This is a genomic window from Pseudomonas sp. H3_E04, assembly GCF_054668915.1.
Genome location: NZ_CP162797.1, coordinates 5,457,304 through 5,476,636, shown reverse-complemented (window position 1 = coordinate 5,476,636; position 19,333 = coordinate 5,457,304). Strand labels below are relative to the sequence as shown.

General features: G+C 59.6%; 13 protein-coding genes. 11 read left to right on the top strand and 2 right to left on the bottom strand.

What is annotated here, in order from left to right; genetic code table 11:
• Positions 1-217 precede the first annotated feature (217 nt).
• Both AB4N53_RS24575 and AB4N53_RS24570 read right to left on the bottom strand, forming a co-directional pair.
• Positions 218-1,612: a PhoH family protein gene (locus tag AB4N53_RS24575; protein WP_024011685.1), complete on the bottom strand. Its 1,395-nt coding sequence runs from the start codon at positions 1,610-1,612 to the stop codon at positions 218-220.
• A gap of 338 nt (positions 1,613-1,950) precedes the next feature.
• On the bottom strand, positions 1,951-3,075 hold the full coding sequence (locus tag AB4N53_RS24570; RefSeq protein ID WP_460124203.1) for a polysaccharide deacetylase family protein: 1,125 nt from the start codon (positions 3,073-3,075) through the stop codon (positions 1,951-1,953).
• Positions 3,076-3,341: 266 nt separating this feature from the next.
• Between AB4N53_RS24570 and yaaA the strand changes: the two genes are divergently transcribed.
• The 11 genes from yaaA (at position 3,342) to AB4N53_RS24515 (ending at position 19,326) form a co-directional block, all read left to right on the top strand.
• On the top strand, positions 3,342-4,121 hold the full coding sequence (gene yaaA / locus AB4N53_RS24565; RefSeq protein WP_460124200.1) for a peroxide stress protein YaaA: 780 nt from the start codon (positions 3,342-3,344) through the stop codon (positions 4,119-4,121).
• Between the two features lie 809 nt (positions 4,122-4,930).
• Complete coding sequence (locus AB4N53_RS24560) at positions 4,931-6,247, top strand: nucleotide sugar dehydrogenase (protein ID WP_016771595.1); 1,317 nt, start codon at positions 4,931-4,933, stop codon at positions 6,245-6,247.
• A 230-nt stretch (positions 6,248-6,477) separates the two neighbouring features.
• Entirely contained in the window at positions 6,478-7,959 is a 1,482-nt protein-coding gene (alg8, locus tag AB4N53_RS24555; RefSeq protein ID WP_371924006.1) for a mannuronan synthase, read from the top strand.
• Positions 7,960-7,994: 35 nt separating this feature from the next.
• A complete protein-coding gene (locus tag AB4N53_RS24550; RefSeq protein ID WP_024011680.1) occupies positions 7,995-9,164 on the top strand; it encodes an alginate biosynthesis protein Alg44 in 1,170 nt (389 codons plus the stop codon).
• Positions 9,165-9,173: 9 nt separating this feature from the next.
• Entirely contained in the window at positions 9,174-10,682 is a 1,509-nt protein-coding gene (gene algK, locus AB4N53_RS24545; protein WP_460124196.1) for an alginate biosynthesis TPR repeat lipoprotein AlgK, read from the top strand.
• A complete protein-coding gene (locus tag AB4N53_RS24540; protein ID WP_016771599.1) occupies positions 10,679-12,160 on the top strand; it encodes an alginate export family protein in 1,482 nt (493 codons plus the stop codon). Before algK ends, AB4N53_RS24540 begins: the two co-directional genes overlap by 4 nt.
• Positions 12,161-12,186: 26 nt before the next feature.
• Positions 12,187-13,758, top strand: a complete 1,572-nt coding sequence (gene algG / locus AB4N53_RS24535) for a mannuronan 5-epimerase AlgG (protein ID WP_125918316.1) — start codon at positions 12,187-12,189, stop codon at positions 13,756-13,758.
• A 10-nt stretch (positions 13,759-13,768) separates the two neighbouring features.
• Positions 13,769-15,235: an alginate O-acetyltransferase gene (locus AB4N53_RS24530; protein ID WP_460124191.1), complete on the top strand. Its 1,467-nt coding sequence runs from the start codon at positions 13,769-13,771 to the stop codon at positions 15,233-15,235.
• An 8-nt stretch (positions 15,236-15,243) separates the two neighbouring features.
• Positions 15,244-16,368, top strand: coding sequence for a mannuronate-specific alginate lyase (locus AB4N53_RS24525; RefSeq protein WP_460124188.1), 1,125 nt, complete (start codon positions 15,244-15,246; stop codon positions 16,366-16,368).
• A 209-nt stretch (positions 16,369-16,577) separates the two neighbouring features.
• Complete coding sequence (locus tag AB4N53_RS24520; protein ID WP_024011674.1) at positions 16,578-18,143, top strand: MBOAT family O-acyltransferase; 1,566 nt, start codon at positions 16,578-16,580, stop codon at positions 18,141-18,143.
• Positions 18,144-18,153: 10 nt separating this feature from the next.
• Positions 18,154-19,326, top strand: coding sequence for an alginate O-acetyltransferase (locus AB4N53_RS24515; RefSeq protein ID WP_016771604.1), 1,173 nt, complete (start codon positions 18,154-18,156; stop codon positions 19,324-19,326).
• The last annotated feature ends 7 nt before the right edge of the window (positions 19,327-19,333 follow it).

Here is a 19,333-nt window from a genome sequence, read left to right as displayed (position 1 = left end):
GCGTGGATTGTAAACCTGTGGGTCAGATATCCGCGAGCGCGATTACCGCCATGACGCAAATACCCTGTGGGAGCGGGCTTGCTCGCGAAAGCGGTGTGTCAGTCACCTTTGATACTGCCAGACATACCGCTTTCGCGAGCAAGCCCGCTCCCACATTTTGATGGTGTAGGCCATAAAAAACCGGGCGGCTTGAGGGCCGCCCGGTTTGGGTGAAGGGTTACAGATGCGATTCGGCGTATTCGGCCAGGATCGAGCGAGGCACCCCTTGCAGGGTGATGTGCACACCGTTGGGGAAATCCTTGAAGCGTTCGGTCAGGTAGGTCAGCCCGGAGCTGGTCGCGGACAGGTAAGGGGTGTCGATCTGCGCCAGGTTACCCAGGCACACCACTTTGGAACCGGCGCCGGCACGGGTGATGATGGTTTTCATCTGGTGCGGCGTGAGGTTCTGACATTCGTCGATCAGGATCAGGCTCTGCTGGAAGCTGCGACCACGAATGTAGTTGAGCGATTTGAACTGCAGCGGCACTTTGCTGAGGATGTAGTCGACGCTGCCATGGGTGTTTTCGTCATCCATGTGCAAGGCTTCGAGGTTGTCGGTGATGGCGCCCAGCCAAGGCTCCATTTTTTCCGCTTCAGTGCCGGGCAGGAAGCCGATTTCCTGATCCAGCCCCTGCACGCTGCGGGTAGCGATGATGCGGCGATAACGCTTGCTGACCATGGTCTGCTCGATCGCAGCGGCCAGCGCCAGAATGGTTTTACCGGAACCTGCGGCGCCGGAGAGGTTGACCAGATGAATGTCCGGATCAAGCAACGCGTACAGCGCCAGACTCTGATAGATGTCACGCGGCTTCAGGCCCCACGCCTCCTGATGCAGCAGCGGTTCCTGATGCAGGTCGAGGATCAGCAGGCGGTCCTCCTGGATTTCCTTGATCCAGCCGACGAAACCCTGCTCGTCGATGATGAATTCATTGATATGCACGGCCGGCAGGTTGTCGATCAGTTGCACCTGATGCCAGGTGCGGCCGTGATCCTGACGGGTTTCGACCTTGCTCACGCGGTCCCAGAAGGAGCCGGTCATGTTGTGGTAGCCGTTGGGCAGCAGGGACACGTCATCGACCAGTTGGTCGGTGCTGTAGTCCTCCGCGTCAATGCCACAGGCGCGCGCCTTCAAGCGCATGTTGATGTCTTTGGTGACCAGCACCACCGGTTTCTGCGGATCGCGGGTGTGCAGATCTATCAGTTGGTTGATGATTTTGTTGTCGTTCAGATGCTCGGGCAGAATCAGGTTCGACTCGGCCTGCTTGCTCATCAGAATTGACAGCAAGCCCTTCGGCCCGCCCTTGCCGCGCTGGATCGGCACGCCCAGTTCGACGTCCTCGGGGGACGCATCGCCCAGGGTCTTGTCGATCAGGCGGATCGCCTGACGGCATTCGGCGGCCACGCTGTGATGGCCGCTCTTGAGCTTGTCCAGCTCTTCCAGCACGGTCATCGGGATGGCAACGTGGTGTTCTTCGAAATTCAGCAGGGCATTTGGATCGTGAATCAATACGTTGGTATCGAGTACATACAGGATTGGCTGGTTGGAGGAAGGGCTGCGTCCGTGATCATCCATACTCGGTCACCTTTGTGGGAGCCATTCGACGCAATACCGTGACAGTGCTGCGCCTCGAGGTGACTGCCGAATTCATCCACGAGGGCCTGGATGAACTGCACACAATAGGAGTCTGGGAAGACGCCACCTGTGTTGCAGGTTTCGGCGGTCTGTCTTCGTAATACTCCAAAACCGATGACATAAAAAAGCACTTTGACGGTTTTTTTAAGTTTATTTTGCAGAGTGACGAAAAGCCCTTGGCGGACTCCCCGTACCCCGCTAAAGTCGGAAGTCCGCCTGCATCGAATTCCTTTTGAAAATCGCCCCAAGCCCAATGTTTCCGGGCTTTTTGTCGTTTCTCAACGAAACGCGTCCTGACAGTCTTCCCAGCCGATGCCGCTCTGCGCAGTCTGGGTGATCAGCCACGGCAAGGACGTCTTCACCGCATCCTGTTTCATGTTGAAATTGATCACCCCGTGACGCCACAGCAGCATCAGGGTCAACACCCGCTGCGCGCTCGCCGGCCCCTTGAGCTTGCCGGCGCCGTCCTGGGCATCGATGTCCCATAGCGCCACTTGCAGGCCCTGGCTGTTGAAGAAACCTTGTGCGTCACTGCGGCGCTGGCCATCCGGCGGACGGAACAGCGGCACGTAGTTTTCCGGCAATTTGTTTTTCACCAGATCGGCGCTGCGCCGTACCGAATCCTGCCAGTCCTGCCAATGACTGTGGGAGCGGAACTCCCAGCCCTGCACGCCAACGCACTGCCGGGAGAAACTCGCCTGCAGGCTGCTGACCGAACGGCCGGTGAGTCGCGCCTGAATATCCTTGCCCAGGACAAAGAATGTCCCGCTCAGATTCGATTTTCGCAGGTACTCGCTCAGCCAGTCGGTGTTGTCCGGTTGCACGTTGGCGGCGCTGTCGAACGTCAGCAGAAACAGCCGGTCGTGCATGTCGTCGCCGTTGCGCTCGTAGTCGCCAAAACGATCGAATTCGTTACTGGTTTGCGGTGACAGCGCGGCCTTGCGCATCAACTCGTCCAAGTACTGCAAATGGAAGATCCGGCTCGGCTCGGCCCATTTGGTGTAATAACTGTCGTCGCTGACCACGAACTTGGCCGCCTGCTCGCGCAGGGTCGGCAGGTCTTCAACGAGGAAGCAGAACGAGGCGTCCTGATCACAGCTTTGCTGGGCGTGGTTGTAGTTGCTCAGCAAGCGTTGCCAGAGACGCTGGCGCAGTTGATTGACCGCATCGATATTGACCGTGCGCAGCCCCAGGCGCTGGGCCAGTGCCGCCTCGTCGATGGACTCGGTGCCGAGCAGGCCGCGAGCGAACATGAGGATTTCCGCCCGCGACGCGACGTCGAACAGGGTCGGATTGCTGAGCTGTTCCGGCCAGGTCGTGCGATCCAGCGTCGCCGCATCACCGGGCGCCGCGACGGCCGCGAAGCTCAGCAGCCACGCGGTGAATAAAAGAACAATGCGCAAAGGGATGTCTCCATAACAAAACCCGCGCGGCACTATATCGCGGGTGGATCAAAACAAAGATCAAAAGATCGCAGCCTTCGGCAACTCCTACCTGACCCCACTGAATTCATTACGGTTTCATGTCGAGCGCAGTCTGTAGGAGCTGTCGAGTTCCAGCGAGGCTGCGATCTTGTTCCATGACACCACCGATCACCTATCACGCTCATAGCTGGAGTCAACACGGACAACCCCCTAGAATCGCCCCCACGATTAAAGGAGACGACTTCATGCTGATGGTGATTTCCCCCGCCAAGACCCTCGACTACGAAACACCGCCGGCGACCCAGCGCTTTACCCAGCCGCAGTACCTCGACCATTCGCAGGAATTGATTCAGCAACTGCGCGAGCTGAGCCCGGCGCAGATCAGCGAGTTGATGCACGTGTCCGACAAGATCGGTGGCCTCAACGCCGCGCGTTTCGGCAGTTGGACACCCGCCTTCACCCCGAAAAACGCCAAACAGGCGCTGCTCGCATTCAAGGGCGATGTGTACACCGGCCTGGATGCGCAGTCCTTCAGCGAGGCGCAATTCGATTACGCGCAAAAGCACCTGCGCATGCTCTCCGGCCTTTATGGCCTGCTGCGCCCGCTGGATCTTATGCAACCCTATCGCCTGGAAATGGGCACCAAACTGGCCAACGCCCGTGGCAAGGATCTGTATGCGTTCTGGGGCACGCGCATCAGCGAGTGGCTGAATGAAGCGCTGGCCGAGCAAGGCGATGACGTACTGCTCAACCTTGCGTCCAACGAATACTTTTCTGCGGTCAAGCGCAGCGCTCTTAATGCGCGAATCATCAACACCGAGTTCAAGGATCAGAAGAACGGCCAGTACAAGATCATCAGTTTCTACGCGAAGAAAGCGCGCGGCCTGATGAGCCGTTTTGTGATTGAGGAACGCATCAACGACCCGGCTCAGCTCAAGCAATTCGATGTGCAGGGTTATCGCTACAGTGCCGAGCAATCGAAACCCGACAATCTGGTGTTTTTGCGCGACCACGCCCCGGAATAAAGCATGCCCTTTGCACGACTCTTTTCTTCGAGAGTCGTGCAGTCCGCCCGAAGTCAAAATCCCCCCGCTGCATATCGCCAATTTCATGGCGCCAATAAAACCACACTCCGTTTTCTAATTTTAGTTTCACTCGACACTGAAGTTTTTTTTCAGTAGTGGCACTTAAATTTTTCACCCGTAGTGGCACAAAACTATCGACCCCGGTTTCACCCCGATAACTAAAGGCCGAAATCGTTAGTGCTATCAATTTGCACCCAGTGCCATCTTTATCAATATTTCAAAAAATTTCGGCTGGCACGATGAGCGGGCTGGAACTATGTCCAAATGCGTTGCTCATACCACCGGTAACGATTCTCGCCGAGTTTGTACGAGATAACTTACGCAGAGCTGATAGCCATGTAACCAAGTTGTCACAGCAACTTGCCTGAGTGACTAACGAGTCTCAAAACAATCGAAGGACAGGAGATACGCACCATTAATATCCCCTACAAAGGCCAAGGCCGCGCCCCTATAAACGTGCTCGCCTGAGCACCTAACTGCTTGATTTACCGGCCCCCTACCGGACGTCGAGCAGGCTACACGACTGCACTAGAGTCTTCCCGCACGGAAGATCGGCTGCATAACAGGGCAAGTCATAACAACAAGGCCTAGTTGCGCACATCTTGAGTGCACTTATTAGACACTCGGAACTTTGTATGCCTGCACACGGCATTGTGGCGCCTGTAAGCCGCACTTCCGAGTGCACTAGTGACCGCTGAACACCATTAACTCCGGCCTTCTAAGGCCTGATATATACAGAGGTAATTGCGATGCGCATCAGCATATTTGGTTTGGGTTACGTTGGCGCAGTATGTGCCGGTTGCCTGTCTGCACGGGGCCATGACGTAGTTGGCGTCGATGTTGCCAAAGACAAGATCGACATGATTAACGCCGGCAAATCGCCGATTGTAGAACCAGGCTTGGGCGAACTGCTGCAGCAGGGTATCCAGACCGGTCGTCTGCGCGGCACGACCAACTTCGCCGAGGCGATTCGTGATACCGACCTGTCGATGATCTGCGTCGGCACGCCAAGCAAAAAGAACGGCGACCTGGAACTGAACTACATCGAGGCCGTGTGCCGCGAGATCGGTTTTGTCCTGCGTGAAAAAACCACCCGCCACACCATCGTCGTGCGCAGCACCGTGCTGCCAGGCACCGTGGCCAACGTGGTCATCCCGATTCTGGAAGACTGCTCGGGCAAGAAAGCCGGCGTCGATTTCGGCGTTGCGGTCAACCCGGAATTTCTCCGCGAATCCACCGCCATCGCTGACTACGATCAGCCCCCAATGACCGTTATCGGCGAGTTCGATACCGCGTCGGGCGACGTTCTGCAATCGCTGTACGAAGAACTCGACGCACCGATCATCCGCAAGGACATCGCCGTTGCCGAGATGATCAAGTACACCTGCAACGTCTGGCACGCGACCAAAGTGACCTTCGCCAACGAGATCGGAAACATCGCCAAAGCCGTCGGCGTCGATGGTCGTGAAGTGATGGAAGTGGTCTGCCAGGACAAGACTCTGAACCTGTCCCAGTACTACATGCGCCCGGGCTTCGCCTTCGGCGGTTCGTGCCTGCCCAAAGACGTACGTGCGCTGACCTACCGCGCCGGCTCTCTGGACGTCGAAGCGCCGCTGCTCAACTCGCTGATGCGCAGTAACGAATCGCAAGTGCAGAACGCTTTCGACATCGTTGAAAGCCATGAAAAACGCAAAGTCGCCCTGCTCGGTCTGAGCTTCAAGGCCGGCACCGACGACCTGCGCGAAAGCCCGCTGGTCGAACTGGCCGAAATGCTGATCGGCAAGGGTTACGACCTGAGCATCTACGACAGCAACGTCGAGTACGCCCGTGTTCACGGTGCGAACAAGGACTACATCGAATCGAAGATTCCGCACGTGTCGTCCCTGCTCAACTCCGACTTCGACTCGGTGATCGACAACTCCGACGTGATCATCCTCGGCAACCGCGACGAGAAATTCCGTTCGCTGGCCCAGGAAGCGCCGCAGGGCAAGCAAGTCATCGACCTGGTGGGCTTCATGTCCAAGGCCACCAGCGCCGGTAGCCGCACCGAAGGGATCTGCTGGTAAGCAGACATTGCGCGGCACCGCATACCGCGTCGCCGCGCACTGACTGTGTGAACCCGTGGTAGGAGCTGACGAGTGAAACGAGGCTGCGATCTTTACCGGGGTCACTTGAGTCGTGAGTGAACACCCAGAAGATCAAAAGATCGCAGCCTTCGGCAGCTCCTACAGTGGGCCATTGATGAGCCTGCCTTAACCCCATCGGGCCCAGCCCGAGATAGAGACGGATGCAGATTATGCACAGGCTAAAACACGGCCTACTTCAGGCCGCCGGTTGGCTGTTTTACCTAAGTTTGTTGATGGGCCTGGCCTTGATGCTGCCCACGTCCACATTCGACTCCGAGTCGAAGGACTTCATTTTCCTGATTGGCGCCGTGGGTATCTGGCGCTACTCGATGGGTGCAACGCACTTTGTGCGCGGCATGATTTTTCTCTACATCGTTTACCCGCATCTGCGTCGCAAAGTACGCAAGCTGGGTAAAGCGGCCGACCCGTCGCATGTGTTTCTGATGGTCACCAGCTTTCGTATTGACGCGCTGACAACCGCGCAGGTCTACAGCTCAGTGATCCGCGAAGCCATCGACTGCGAACTGCCGACCACCATTGTCTGCTCGATCGTGGAAATGTCCGACGAGCTGCTGGTCAAGGCGCTGTGGGCGCGGATGAATCCGCCGGAGCGGGTCAAGCTCGACTTCGTGCGCATTCCCGGTACCGGCAAGCGCGATGGTCTGGCCTTCGGTTTCCGCGCGATCTCCCGTCACCTGCCGGATGACCGTGCCGTGGTGGCCGTGATCGACGGCGACACCGTGCTCGGCGAAGGCGTCGTGCGCAAGACCGTGCCGTGGTTCCAGCTGTTCGGCAATGTCGGCGGCCTGACCACCAACGAGTTCTGCGAAGTGCGTGGCGGCTACATCATGAGCGAATGGCACAAGCTGCGTTTTGCCCAGCGCCACATCAACATGTGCTCGATGGCCCTGTCCAAGCGCGTGCTGACCATGACCGGTCGGATGTCGGTATTCAAAGCCTCCGTGGTAACCAATCCGGAATTCATCGCCGACGTTGAAAGCGACTCGCTGCAACACTGGCGTCTGGGCCGTTTCAAGTTCCTCACCGGTGACGACAAGTCGAGCTGGTTCAGCCTGATGCGCCTGGGTTACGACACCTTCTACGTGCCGGACGCAGCGATCAACACCGTTGAACATCCGCCGGAAAAGAGCTTCATCAAGGCCAGCCGCAAGCTGATGTTCCGCTGGTACGGCAACAACCTGCGCCAGAACTCGCGTGCACTGGGTCTGGGTATCCGCCGCCTCGGCGCGTTCACCTCCGTGGTGCTGTTCGACCAGCGCGTGTCGATGTGGACCTCGCTGCTCGGCCTGACCGTCGCACTGATCGCCAGCTTCAAGTACGGCACCGCGTTCATCCTCGTGTACCTGCTGTGGATCGGCATCACCCGCCTGATCCTGACGCTGTTGCTGTCGTGTTCCGGTCACCGCATCGGCCCTGCTTACCCGGCGATTCTGTATTACAACCAGATCGTTGGCGCCCTGGTGAAGATCTACGTGTTCTTCCGCCTCGACCAACAATCCTGGACTCGCCAGCCCACATCCCTGACCCGTGATCTCGCCAGCTTTCAACGTTGGTTCAACACCTGGTCGTCTCGGACCATGACCTTCTCCGCCGGCAGCATTTTTGTCGCCGTGCTGCTGATGATGGTCTGACCCGCTCCTATTGAATTAACAAGGAAATCGCCCCTATGAATACCGCCGTCAACGTCAACGTAGTGCATGAATCCGAAGCCCAGCGCCAGCACGCTCGCGTGAAAATCCCGGCCAAGCTGCGTTTCTTCGGCCCTGACCGGACTCCGCTCGAAGCGCGGGTCCTAGATCTGTCGGCCGGCGGTCTGGCGTTCAACGCCGGACAGATGCCGCTGACCATCGGCGAGGTGTACAAGGCGCGTCTGCAATTTGTCATCGACAACCTCGGCCTGGCCATGGACGTTGAACTGCAGGTGCGCTCCTTTGACCGCGCCACCGGCCGCGCCGGCTGCCAGTTCCAGAACCTCGAGCCGCAGGACATTTCCACTCTGCGCCACCTGATCACTTCGCACCTGGCCGGCGACATCGTCAGCATCGGCGAAGTGCTGGCAACCCTGCAGCGCGACAATTTCACCAAGGCGCGCAAGAACAAGACCAACGACACCGGCATGACCCCGTTCGGCCGCCTGAAAGCCGTGACCTTCAGCGCCGGTATTTTCGCTGTTGGTCTGGTCGCTGCCGGTTTCATCTTCAAGTCGGTGTATGGCATGTACTTCGTCAGCCACGCGCAGGCCGGTCTGGTCAGCGTCCCGGGGATGAACATCACCATGCCGCGTGACGGCACCGTGCAGAGCCTGGTCAAGTCCGACGGCGTCGCCGCCAAAGGCGCCCCGCTGGCAACTTTCAGCACCAGCATGCTCGACGTACTCAAGGGCCATCTGGCCGAAGACCAACTGGCCCCGGCCAAGGTTGAAGAACTGTTCGGCAAGCAAATGACCGGCACCCTGACGTCGCCGTGCGATTGCACCGTGGCCCAGCAACTGGTGGCTGACGGTCAGTACGCGAGCAAGGGCGACGTGATCTTCCAGTTGGTGCCGCGCAACACCCAGGCCAACGTTGAAGCACGCTTCTCCTATCGCCAGTTCGGCGACGTACGTCCAGGCACCCCGGTGAGCTTCCAGATCGCCGGCGAAGACAAGACCCGCACCGGCAAGATCGTCAGCAGCACCAGCCTGAAGAGCGCCGACCTGTCCTCCGACATCCGCGTACAGATCCAGCCAGACGAGCCGCTCGACAGCAGCCTCGCCGGCCGCCCGGTGGAAGTGAACAGCGACCGTGGCCCGAACCTGAACTGGCTGATCGACAAAGCCATGGCTGCCGGTCTTTAAGTCGAGGACATGCCTGTGACTATCACCAGTCTCTTCAGAACACCGCGATCCCTGTGGGAGCTGGCTTGCCAGCGATTGGATCAGTGCGGTCTTGCTGAAACACCGAGTCGCCTGAATCGCTGGCAAGCCAGCTCCCACAAGGGCCCCATGTGTGCCTTGGCACTGGCAGTTTCTCTGGCCGGTTGTGCCGGCCTGCCCGATCAGCGCCTGGCCAACGAAGCGCTCAAGCGTGGCGACACCGCCACCGCTGCGCAGAATTACCAGCAACTGGCCGATCTGGGTTACAGCGAGGCGCAAGTCGGCCTGGCCGATATCCAGGTCGACAGCCGCGACCCGGCGCAGATGAAACAGGCCGAAGCGACTTACCGCGCAGCGGCCAGCGTGTCGCCGCGTGCCCAGGCACGTCTCGGTCGCCTGCTGGTGGCCAAGCCGGGCTCCACCGAAGCCGAGCACCACGAAGCCGAAACCCTGCTGAAAAAAGCCGCCGCCAATGGCGAAGGCAACACGTTGATCCCGCTGGCAATGCTGTATCTGCAATACCCGCACAGCTTCCCCAACATCAACGCCCAGCAGCAGATCGATCAGTGGCGCAAGTCGGGCTACCCGGAAGCGGGTCTGGCGCAGGTGCTGCTGTATCGCACCCAAGGCACCTACGACCAGCACCTGGATGACGTGGAAAAGATCTGCAAGGCTGCGCTCAACACCACCGACATCTGCTACGTCGAACTGGCTACCGTTTACCAGAAACGCGGCCAGCCGGAGCAACAGGCCGAGCTGATCAAGCAGATGCAGGCCGGTTACAGCCGTGGCACCGTCACCGCGCAGCGTGTCGACTCCGTAGCCCGCGTGCTGGCCGATTCGACCCTGGGCAAGACTGACGAAAAAACCGCGCAGGCGCTGCTCGAGCCGATCGCTCCGGGCTACCCGGCGTCGTGGGTCACCCTCGCGCAACTGCTTTACGACTTCCCCGAACTGGGCGACGTCGACCAGATGATGAAGTACCTGGACAACGGCCGCGCCGCCGACCAGCCGCGCGCCGAACTGCTGCTGGGCAAGGTCTACTACGAAGGCAAAATGGTCCCGGCCGACGCGAAAGTCGCCGAGGAACACTTCCAGAAAGCGGTTGGCCGCGAAGTTGCCGCCGATTACTACCTCGGTCAGATCTACCGTCGTGGCTACCTGGGCAAGGTCTATCCGCAGAAGGCTCTCGACCACCTGCTGACCGCTGCGCGCAACGGCCAGAACAGCGCCGACTTCGCCATCGCCCAGCTGTTCTCCCAAGGCAAGGGCACCAAGCCTGACCCGCTGAACGCTTACGTGTTCAGCCAACTGGCCAAGGCGCAGAACACCCCGCAAGCCGATGAACTGGCAGCGACCCTCGAGGCGCAACTGCCGCCCGAGCGCCTGCCCGAAGCCCGCCGCCTGTTGCAACAGGAACAGGCCAGCCGTGGCGCCCTGAACTCGAACACGCTGCAACTGCACGCCCTGCAAGAAGAAGACGGCGAGGAAAAACTATGAAGCTGAACCCATTCGTGAAGGCCGGTATTGGCCTCACCTTCGCGCTGCTCTGGTCTTGCCCGACACTGGCTGCGATGACTGAAAGCAAGAACTTCGGTCTGGAAGTGAAACTCACCGGCCAGTCCGAAGACGACCGTGACCTCGGCACTGCCGGCGGCGGCGACGTCAACGGCGTCGGCCTCGACCTGCGTCCTTGGATCTACGGCGAAAGCGGCGCGTGGAGCGCTTATGCGATGGGTCAGGCGGTGACCTCGACCGACATCATCGAGACCGACACCCTGCAACAATCGGACGGCGAACAGACCACCGACAGCGGCGATCGCGAAACCAAGAAAAACTACCTGGCGATGCGCGAGTTCTGGGTCGGCTACAGCGGCTTCACGCCCTACCCTGGCGAGATCCTCAAGTTCGGTCGTCAGCGTCTGCGCAATGACGACGGCCAATGGCGCGACACCAACATCGAAGCGCTGAACTGGACCTTCGATACCACCCTGCTGCGCGCCAATGCCGGTGTCGCCGAGCGTTTCAGCGAATACCGCACCGACTTGAAAGAGCTGGCGCCGAAAGACAAGGATCGCCTGCACGCCTACGCCGACGCTGCTTACCAGTGGACACCGGGGCAGTGGGTCGGCATTCGCGGCCATCACACTCACGATGACGGCAAACTCGATTACGCCGAGCCGGGCGTCCCGCGCGACTCGCTGGACAAGACCGAGAACGGCGACATCAGCTGGATCGGCCTGACCGCCGACAGCGACGCCTACAACTGGCGCAACACCAACACCGTCAACTACTGGGGCAGCATCACCGGCATGAGCGGCGACCGTGACACGGTCAACGCGCTGAACGCCGACGGCACGCGCCCGACACAAGCCAAGCGCAGCGATGACATCAGCGGCTGGGCAGCCGACGTCGGCGTACGTCTGCGCCTCGATCCGCAGTGGCAAGTCGGCGGTGCCTACGCCCGCGCCAGTGCCGATTACGAACAGAACGGTCTGGAGAGCAACCGCTCCAACTACACCGGTACCCGCTCACGCGTGCACCGTTTCGGTGAAGCGTTCCGTGGCGAAATGAACAACATGCAGACCGCCACTCTGTTCGGTTCGTGGATGGTCAACGACGAATACGACGCCAGCCTGATCTACCACAAGTTCTGGCGTGTCGACGGCAACAAGCCGGTCGGCAGCAACGGCATCAACGCGGTGGAAAACAACACCGACGACGTCACCGGCGCGATCCTCTCCAGCACCTCGCTGCCGCTTGAAGATGGCAACAAGGACCTGGGTCAGGAAATGGACCTGGTCGTCACCAAGTACTTCAAGCAAGGCCTGTTGCCGGCGGCGTTGAGCCAGTCGATCGACGAGCCTTCGGCACTGGTGCGTTTCCGTGGCGGTGTGTTCAAGCCGGGCGATGCCTATGGCAGCCAGGTTGATTCCTACATGCACCGCGCATTCATTGACGTGATCTGGCGCTTCTGATGCAAACCGCCAAGGGAGTGCCCGACATGATCAGCACCAGAACAGGCTCACTCAGCCTGCTGGCCGGCGCGATGCTGCTGGCCAGCGCCGGCGCCTTCGCCAATGTTGAACCGGCGAAACCTGCGACCGTGGCCAAAGAACTGCAACAGGCCAAGACCTACACCGTCAGCAGCGCGCCGACCGACGCACTGAAACTGGCCAAGCCGACACTGCCCGACCTGTCCGGCTTCACCGCCGAAGCCGCTGCCGCGAAGATCGTGCGCAGCAAGCCGGGCAAGATCAGCGTGCGCCGGATGATGCAGGAAAACGCCCTGAAGGACTTCATCGGCGGCGATAACAAGATGGCCGAATGGGTGGTGCGTCAGCACGGCATCCCGCAGGCGATCTTCATCGACGACGGCTACATGAACCTCAAGGACCTGGCGAAAAAACTGCCCAAGCAGTATTTCAGCGAGACCGCTCCGGGCGTGTATCTGGCCAAATTGCCGATCGTGGTCGGCGAGAAAGGCATCCTCGAAATCGACGGTCAGACCCAGGAACTGCGCCTGTCCCAAGAGGCCGGTTCGTTCCTGGTCAACGACGGCAAACTGTTCGTGCGTGACACCAAAGTCACCGGTTGGCGCGAGAAGGACAACGGCCCGGCGACCTTCCGTTCGCCGAAGGAATTCCGTCCGTTCCTGCTCGCCTGGGGCGGCACCGAGACCTACATCGTCAACAGCAAAATGGCCAGTTTCGGTTACGCCAACAGTAAGTCGTACGGGGTGAGTATTTCCCAGTACACGCCGAACATGGCCAAGGTTCTCAAGCGCCCGGAACCGACCGGCTGGATCGTCGGCTCCGAGTTCTCGGACATGTGGTACGGCTTCTACTGCTACGAAACCAGCGACTTTGTGGTCAAGGGCAACACCTACAAAGACAACATCGTCTACGGCATCGACCCGCATGACCGCTCGCACCGTCTGATCATTGCCGAGAACACCGTGCACGGCACGAAGAAGAAGCACGGGATCATTATTTCCCGTGAGGTCAACGACAGCTTCATCTTCAACAACAAGAGTTTCGACAACAAGTTGTCGGGCCTGGTGATCGACCGTAACAGCGTCAACAACATCATTGCCTACAACGAGATCTACAAGAACCACACCGACGGCATCACGCTCTACGAGTCCGCCGACAACCTGCTGTGGGGCAACAAGGTCATCAGCAATACCCGTCACGGCATTCGTATTCGTAACAGCGTGAACATCCGCCTCTACGAAAACGTCGCCATGACCAACGGCCTGACCGGTATCTACGGCCACATCAAGGACCTGACCGACACCGACCGTGACATCAAGCTCGACCCGTTCGACGCGCAGGTCTCGCTGATCGTCGTCGGCGGTGAACTGGCGGCCAATGGCAGCGGCCCGCTGTCGATCGACTCGCCGCTGAGTGTCGAGCTGTATCGCGTGTCGATGCTGGCACCGACCAAGTCCAGCGGGATCAGCTTCAACGGCATCCTCGGCGAGCGCCAGGATGAAATTCTCGACCTGCTGGTGCGCCAGCAGAAAGCCGTGCTGATCGACCCTGTCGAACGCCAGACCGAATTGCAGGACTGAGGATAATTTTATGCACCCACACATGATCAAACTGCTCAGCCTCTCGGCCCTGACCCTCGGCATTCTCGCTGCCGGCAACGCCCGCGCCGACGCTGACGGCGCAAGCGTCACGCCACCGAAGTTCACCGCCGAGCCGTGCTGCAACCTGTGCCCGGCTGCCCATGACGCGAAGAACTACACCACGCGTTATCAGCAGAACTTCACCACGCTGGTCCAAGCCCAGGGCGACTGGCTGTTCCGTACTCAGGAAGACCTGCGCACCGAGTTCAACACCACGCCGGCCGGCTACAAGCGCTTGCAGCAGTTGCACGACGCGTTCAAGAGCAAAGGCGTGGAGCTGGTGATCGTTTACCAGCCGACCCGTGGCCTGGTGAACCGCAACAAGCTCAACCCGCAGGAAAAAGCCGCGTTCGATTACGAGAAAGCGCTGGGCAACTACAAGACCATGCTCGGCCGTTTCGCCAAGATGGGTTACGTGGTGCCGGACCTGTCGCCACTGACCAACGAATCGCTGCCGGACACCCTGCCCGCCCACGATTTCTACTTCCGTGGCGACCAGCACTGGACACCTTACGGTGCCCAGCGCACGGCAAAAATCGTCGCCGAAAAGGTCAAGCAGATCCCGGCCTTCGCCGACATTCCCAAGCGTGAATTCGAGACCAAGCGCTCCGGGCGCATGGGCAAGACCGGCACCCTGCACAACATGGCCGGGCAACTGTGCGGCACCAGCTACGCGATCCAGTACATGGACCAGTTCACCACCGAGCCGAAAGGCGAGGCCGGCGACGGCGATCTGTTCGGCGATTCCGGCAATCCGCAGATCACCCTGGTCGGTACGTCGCACAGCGGCAAGAACTACAACTTCGCCGGTTTCCTCGAAGAAGCCATCGGCGCCGACATTCTCAACGTGGCCTTCCCCGGCGGCGGTTTCGAAGGTTCGATGCTGCAGTACCTGGGCAGCGAAGAATTCCAGAAGACCCCGCCGAAGATTCTCATCTGGGAATTCTCGCCGCTGTATCGCCTCGACCAGGAAACCATCTATCGCCAGATGATGGCGCTGCTCGATAACGGTTGCGAAGGCAAAGACGCGCAGATGTCCGCCAGCACCACGCTGAAGCCAGGCAGCAAGCAAGAACTGCTGGTCAACAGCAAGAACCTGAACCTGCAAAACGCCAACCATCAGGTCGATATCCGCTTCGCCGACACCTCGGTGAAAACCCTGCAAGCCACCCTCTGGTACATGAACGGTCGCCACGAGGACATCAAGATCGAGAAACCGGAAACCTCCGACACCGACGGTCGTTTCGCCTTTGAGCTGCGCACGGACGAAGACTGGGCCTCGCAAAATCTGCTGGCCGTTGAAGTCCAGGGTCCTGAAGCCGGACCTGGCGCCACGCCACAAAAAGTCGAAGCGAAAATCTGCAAACGCAACGTATTCCCGGGCGTCGGTCAACAGACCGCGCAGCTCGGGCAATGAGGTCTGCTATGCGAAATCCGAAACTGAAAAACCTGTTGGCACCGACACTCCTGAGCCTGGCGATGTTCGCCGGGGCGACTCAGGCCGCCGCGCCATTGCGTCCGCCGCAGGGCTACTTCGCCCCGGTGGATAAATTCAAGACCGGCGACAACAGCGATGGCTGCGACGCCATGCCGGCGCCGTACACCGGTCCGCTGCAATTTCGCAGCAAATACGAAGGTTCGGACAAGGCCCGCGCAACGCTGAACGTGCAGTCGGAAAAAGCCTTTCGCGACACCACCAAAGACATCACTACGCTGGAGCGCGGCACCGCCAAGCGCGTCATGCAGTTCATGCGCGACGGTCGCCCGGAGCAGCTCGAATGCACGCTCAACTGGCTGACCGCGTGGGCCAAGGCTGACGCGCTGATGTCCAAAGACTTCAACCACACCGGCAAGTCGATGCGCAAATGGGCGCTGGGCAGCATGGCCTCGTCATACATTCGCCTGAAGTTCTCCGACTCGCATCCACTGGCCCAGCACCAGCAGGAAGCGCAGCTGATCGAAGCCTGGTTCAGCAAAATGGCCGATCAGGTGGTCAGCGACTGGGACAACCTGCCGCTGGAAAAAACCAACAACCACTCGTACTGGGCTGCCTGGTCGGTGATGGCCACCGCCGTCGCCACCAACCGCCGCGACCTGTTCGACTGGGCGGTGAAGGAATACAAGGTTGGCGTCAACCAGGTCGACGCCGACGGCTTCCTGCCCAACGAACTCAAGCGCCAGCAACGCGCCCTCGCCTATCACAACTACGCCCTGCCGCCGCTGGCAATGATCGCCAGTTTCGCCCAGGTCAATGGTGTGGATCTGCGTCAGGAAAACAACGGCGCGCTGAAGCGTCTGGGTGATCGGGTGTTGGCCGGCGTGAAGGACCCTGACGAGTTCGAAGAAAAGAACGGCAAAAAGCAGGACATGACCGACCTGAAAGAGGACATGAAATTCGCCTGGCTCGAACCCTTCTGCACGCTCTACACCTGCGCGCCGGAGGTGATCGAGAAGAAACGCGACATGCAACCGTTCAAGACTTTCCGTCTTGGCGGCGACCTGACCAAGGTCTACGACCCGTCGCACGAAAAGGGCAACAAGGGTTCGTAAGGCCAGACGCAAAGCCCTGTAGGAGCTGCCGAAGGCTGCGATCTTTTGATCTGGCTTTTGAAGATCAAGATCAAAAGATCGCAGCCTGCGGCAGCTCCTACATGAATCGGTGTCAGGTTTGAGATTTGTGAGTTGACCCTCCGGTTTTTCGTGGGGGGTTTGGGGGGGCTTTGGCCCTTGACTGTTGGTTCAAACATGGAGAGATCGGGATGGTATTTTCATCCAACGTGTTCCTGTTTCTGTTCTTGCCGATCTTTCTCGGCTTGTACTACCTGAGCGGGCAACGCTATCGCAACCTGCTGCTGCTGATCGCCAGCTATGTGTTCTACGCCTGGTGGCGGGTGGACTTCCTCGCGCTGTTCGCAGCGGTCACGCTGTGGAACTACTGGATCGGCCTGAAGGTCGGTGCCGCCGGCGTTAGAACCAAACCGGCGCAGCGCTGGCTGCTGCTCGGTGTGGCCGTCGACCTGTGCATCCTTGGCTACTTCAAGTACGCCAACTTCGGTGTCGACAGCATCAACGAAATCATGACTTCGTTCGGTCTCGAGCCGTTCATCCTGACCCACGTGCTGCTGCCGATCGGTATTTCGTTCTACATCTTCGAATCGATCAGCTACATCATCGACGTGTACCGTGGCGACACTCCGGCCACGCGCAACCTGATCGACTTCGCGGCATTCGTGGCGATCTTCCCGCACCTGATCGCCGGCCCGGTCCTGCGTTTTCGCGACCTCGCCGATCAGTTCAACAACCGCACGCACACCCTCGACAAGTTTTCCGAGGGCTGCACGCGGTTCATGCAGGGTTTCATCAAGAAAGTCTTCATTGCCGACACCCTCGCCGTGGTCGCCGACCATTGCTTCGCCTTGCAGAACCCGACCACGGGCGATGCCTGGCTCGGTGCGCTGGCGTACACCGCGCAGCTGTATTTCGACTTCTCCGGTTACAGCGACATGGCCATCGGCCTGGGCTTGATGATGGGTTTCCGCTTCATGGAAAACTTCAAGCAGCCGTACATCAGCCAGTCGATCACCGAGTTCTGGCGCCGCTGGCACATCAGCCTGTCGACCTGGCTGCGTGACTACCTGTACATCACCCTCGGCGGTAACCGTAAAGGCACACTGATGACCTATCGCAACCTGTTCCTGACCATGCTGCTCGGTGGTCTGTGGCACGGCGCGAACATCACTTACATCATCTGGGGCGCCTGGCACGGCATGTGGCTGGCGATCGAAAAAATGCTCGGCCTGAACACTTCGCCGCGCAGCCTCAACCCGATCCGCTGGGCACTGACTTTCCTGCTGGTAGTGATGGGCTGGGTGATCTTCCGTGCCGAGAACCTGCACGTTGCCGGGCGCATGTACGGTGCAATGTTCAGCTTCGGCGACTGGTCGCTGTCGGAACTCAATCAGGCCAGCCTCACCGGTCTGCAAGTAGCGACTCTGGTGGTGGCTTACGTAACCCTGGCGTTCTTCGGCCTGCGTGATCTGTACACCAATCAGCCGCCAGCCAAGACCAAGCCGGAAGTCAACGTCGAGGCCGATGGCCCTGCCACCGCGACCCCGGGAATGATCAAGGCAGCGCCTGGGGAAAATCCGGCGAGCATCCACGAACCTGGCTACACCGTCGGCGTCGAAGCCCAGGTGCAACCGGCCTACTGGACCGCTGACTGGTCGCGCTACGTGATGCGCGGGCTGATCCTGCTGCTGTTCATCGCCTCGATTCTCAAACTCTCGGCGCAAAGCTTCTCGCCGTTCCTTTACTTCCAGTTCTGAGGGATCTGACATGACCCGCTCATTACGCATCTTCTACATCGCCCTGTTCCTGGTGACGCTGTTGGTCCTCGGTCTGTGGTCGATTCGCAGCTTTTTCGGCTTCAGCACCAATGCCGATGCGACGGTGCTCAATGGCCGCTGGACCAAGGCGGTGGAAACCCACTACGACGATGAATTCCCGATCAAGCGTCTGGGCACCAACCTCTGGGCCGCGCTGGATTTCAAACTGTTCAACGAAGGTCGTCCGGGCGTCGTGCTCGGCCGCGACCAGTGGTTGTACAGCGATGAGGAATTCAACCCGATCGTCAACGAACAGCAGAACCTGCAAGGCAACTACGCGCTGGTCGAAGGCGTGCGTCAGACCCTGAAAGAGAAAGGCGTGAAACTGGTGATGGCGATCGTGCCGGCCAAGGTGCGTCTGTATCCGGAGCATCTGGATGAAGTGAAGCCTTCGAGCATTCACCAGAACCTCTATCAGGATTTCCACGCCCGTGTCGCGGCCGACAAGATCCTCGCCCCTGACCTGCTCGGCCCGCTGCAACAGGCCAAGCAGAACGGTCAGCAAGTGTTCCTGCGCACCGACACCCACTGGACGCCGGAAGGCGCCGAGATCGCAGCCAACACGCTGGCGAAAACCATTGCCGAGAAATTCCCGCTGAGCGGCGAGCCACAGCGCTTCGTCACCACGCCAGCAGAGAAGGTCACGCACAAGGGCGATCTGCGTCTGTTCCTGCCGCTCGATCCGCTGTTCGAAAACATGATGCCGGCGCCTGAGCCGCTGCTCAAACGCAACACCGTTGCCGCCGAGCAGCCTGCCGGTGACGACGCGCTGTTCGCCAACAGCGAAGTACCGGTCGCGCTGATCGGCACCAGCTACAGCGCCAACCCCAACTGGAACTTCGTCGGTGCGCTCAAACAAGCGCTGCACAGTGACGTCGTCAACTACGCCGAAGACGGCCACGGCCCGATTCTGCCGATGCTCAGCTACTTGAAAAGCGATGACTTCAAGAACAGCCCGCCGCAAGTGCTGATCTGGGAGTTTCCTGAACGATATCTGCCTGTGAACAACGAAATCGGCGACGCCGACCCGCAGTGGGTCGCAGAGCTCAAACAAGCCGGCGCCCGCCAACAAAACGTAGCCATCAACACTAAATCCGAGACGCCCGATCGGGCGCAAAACTGAAAGAGAG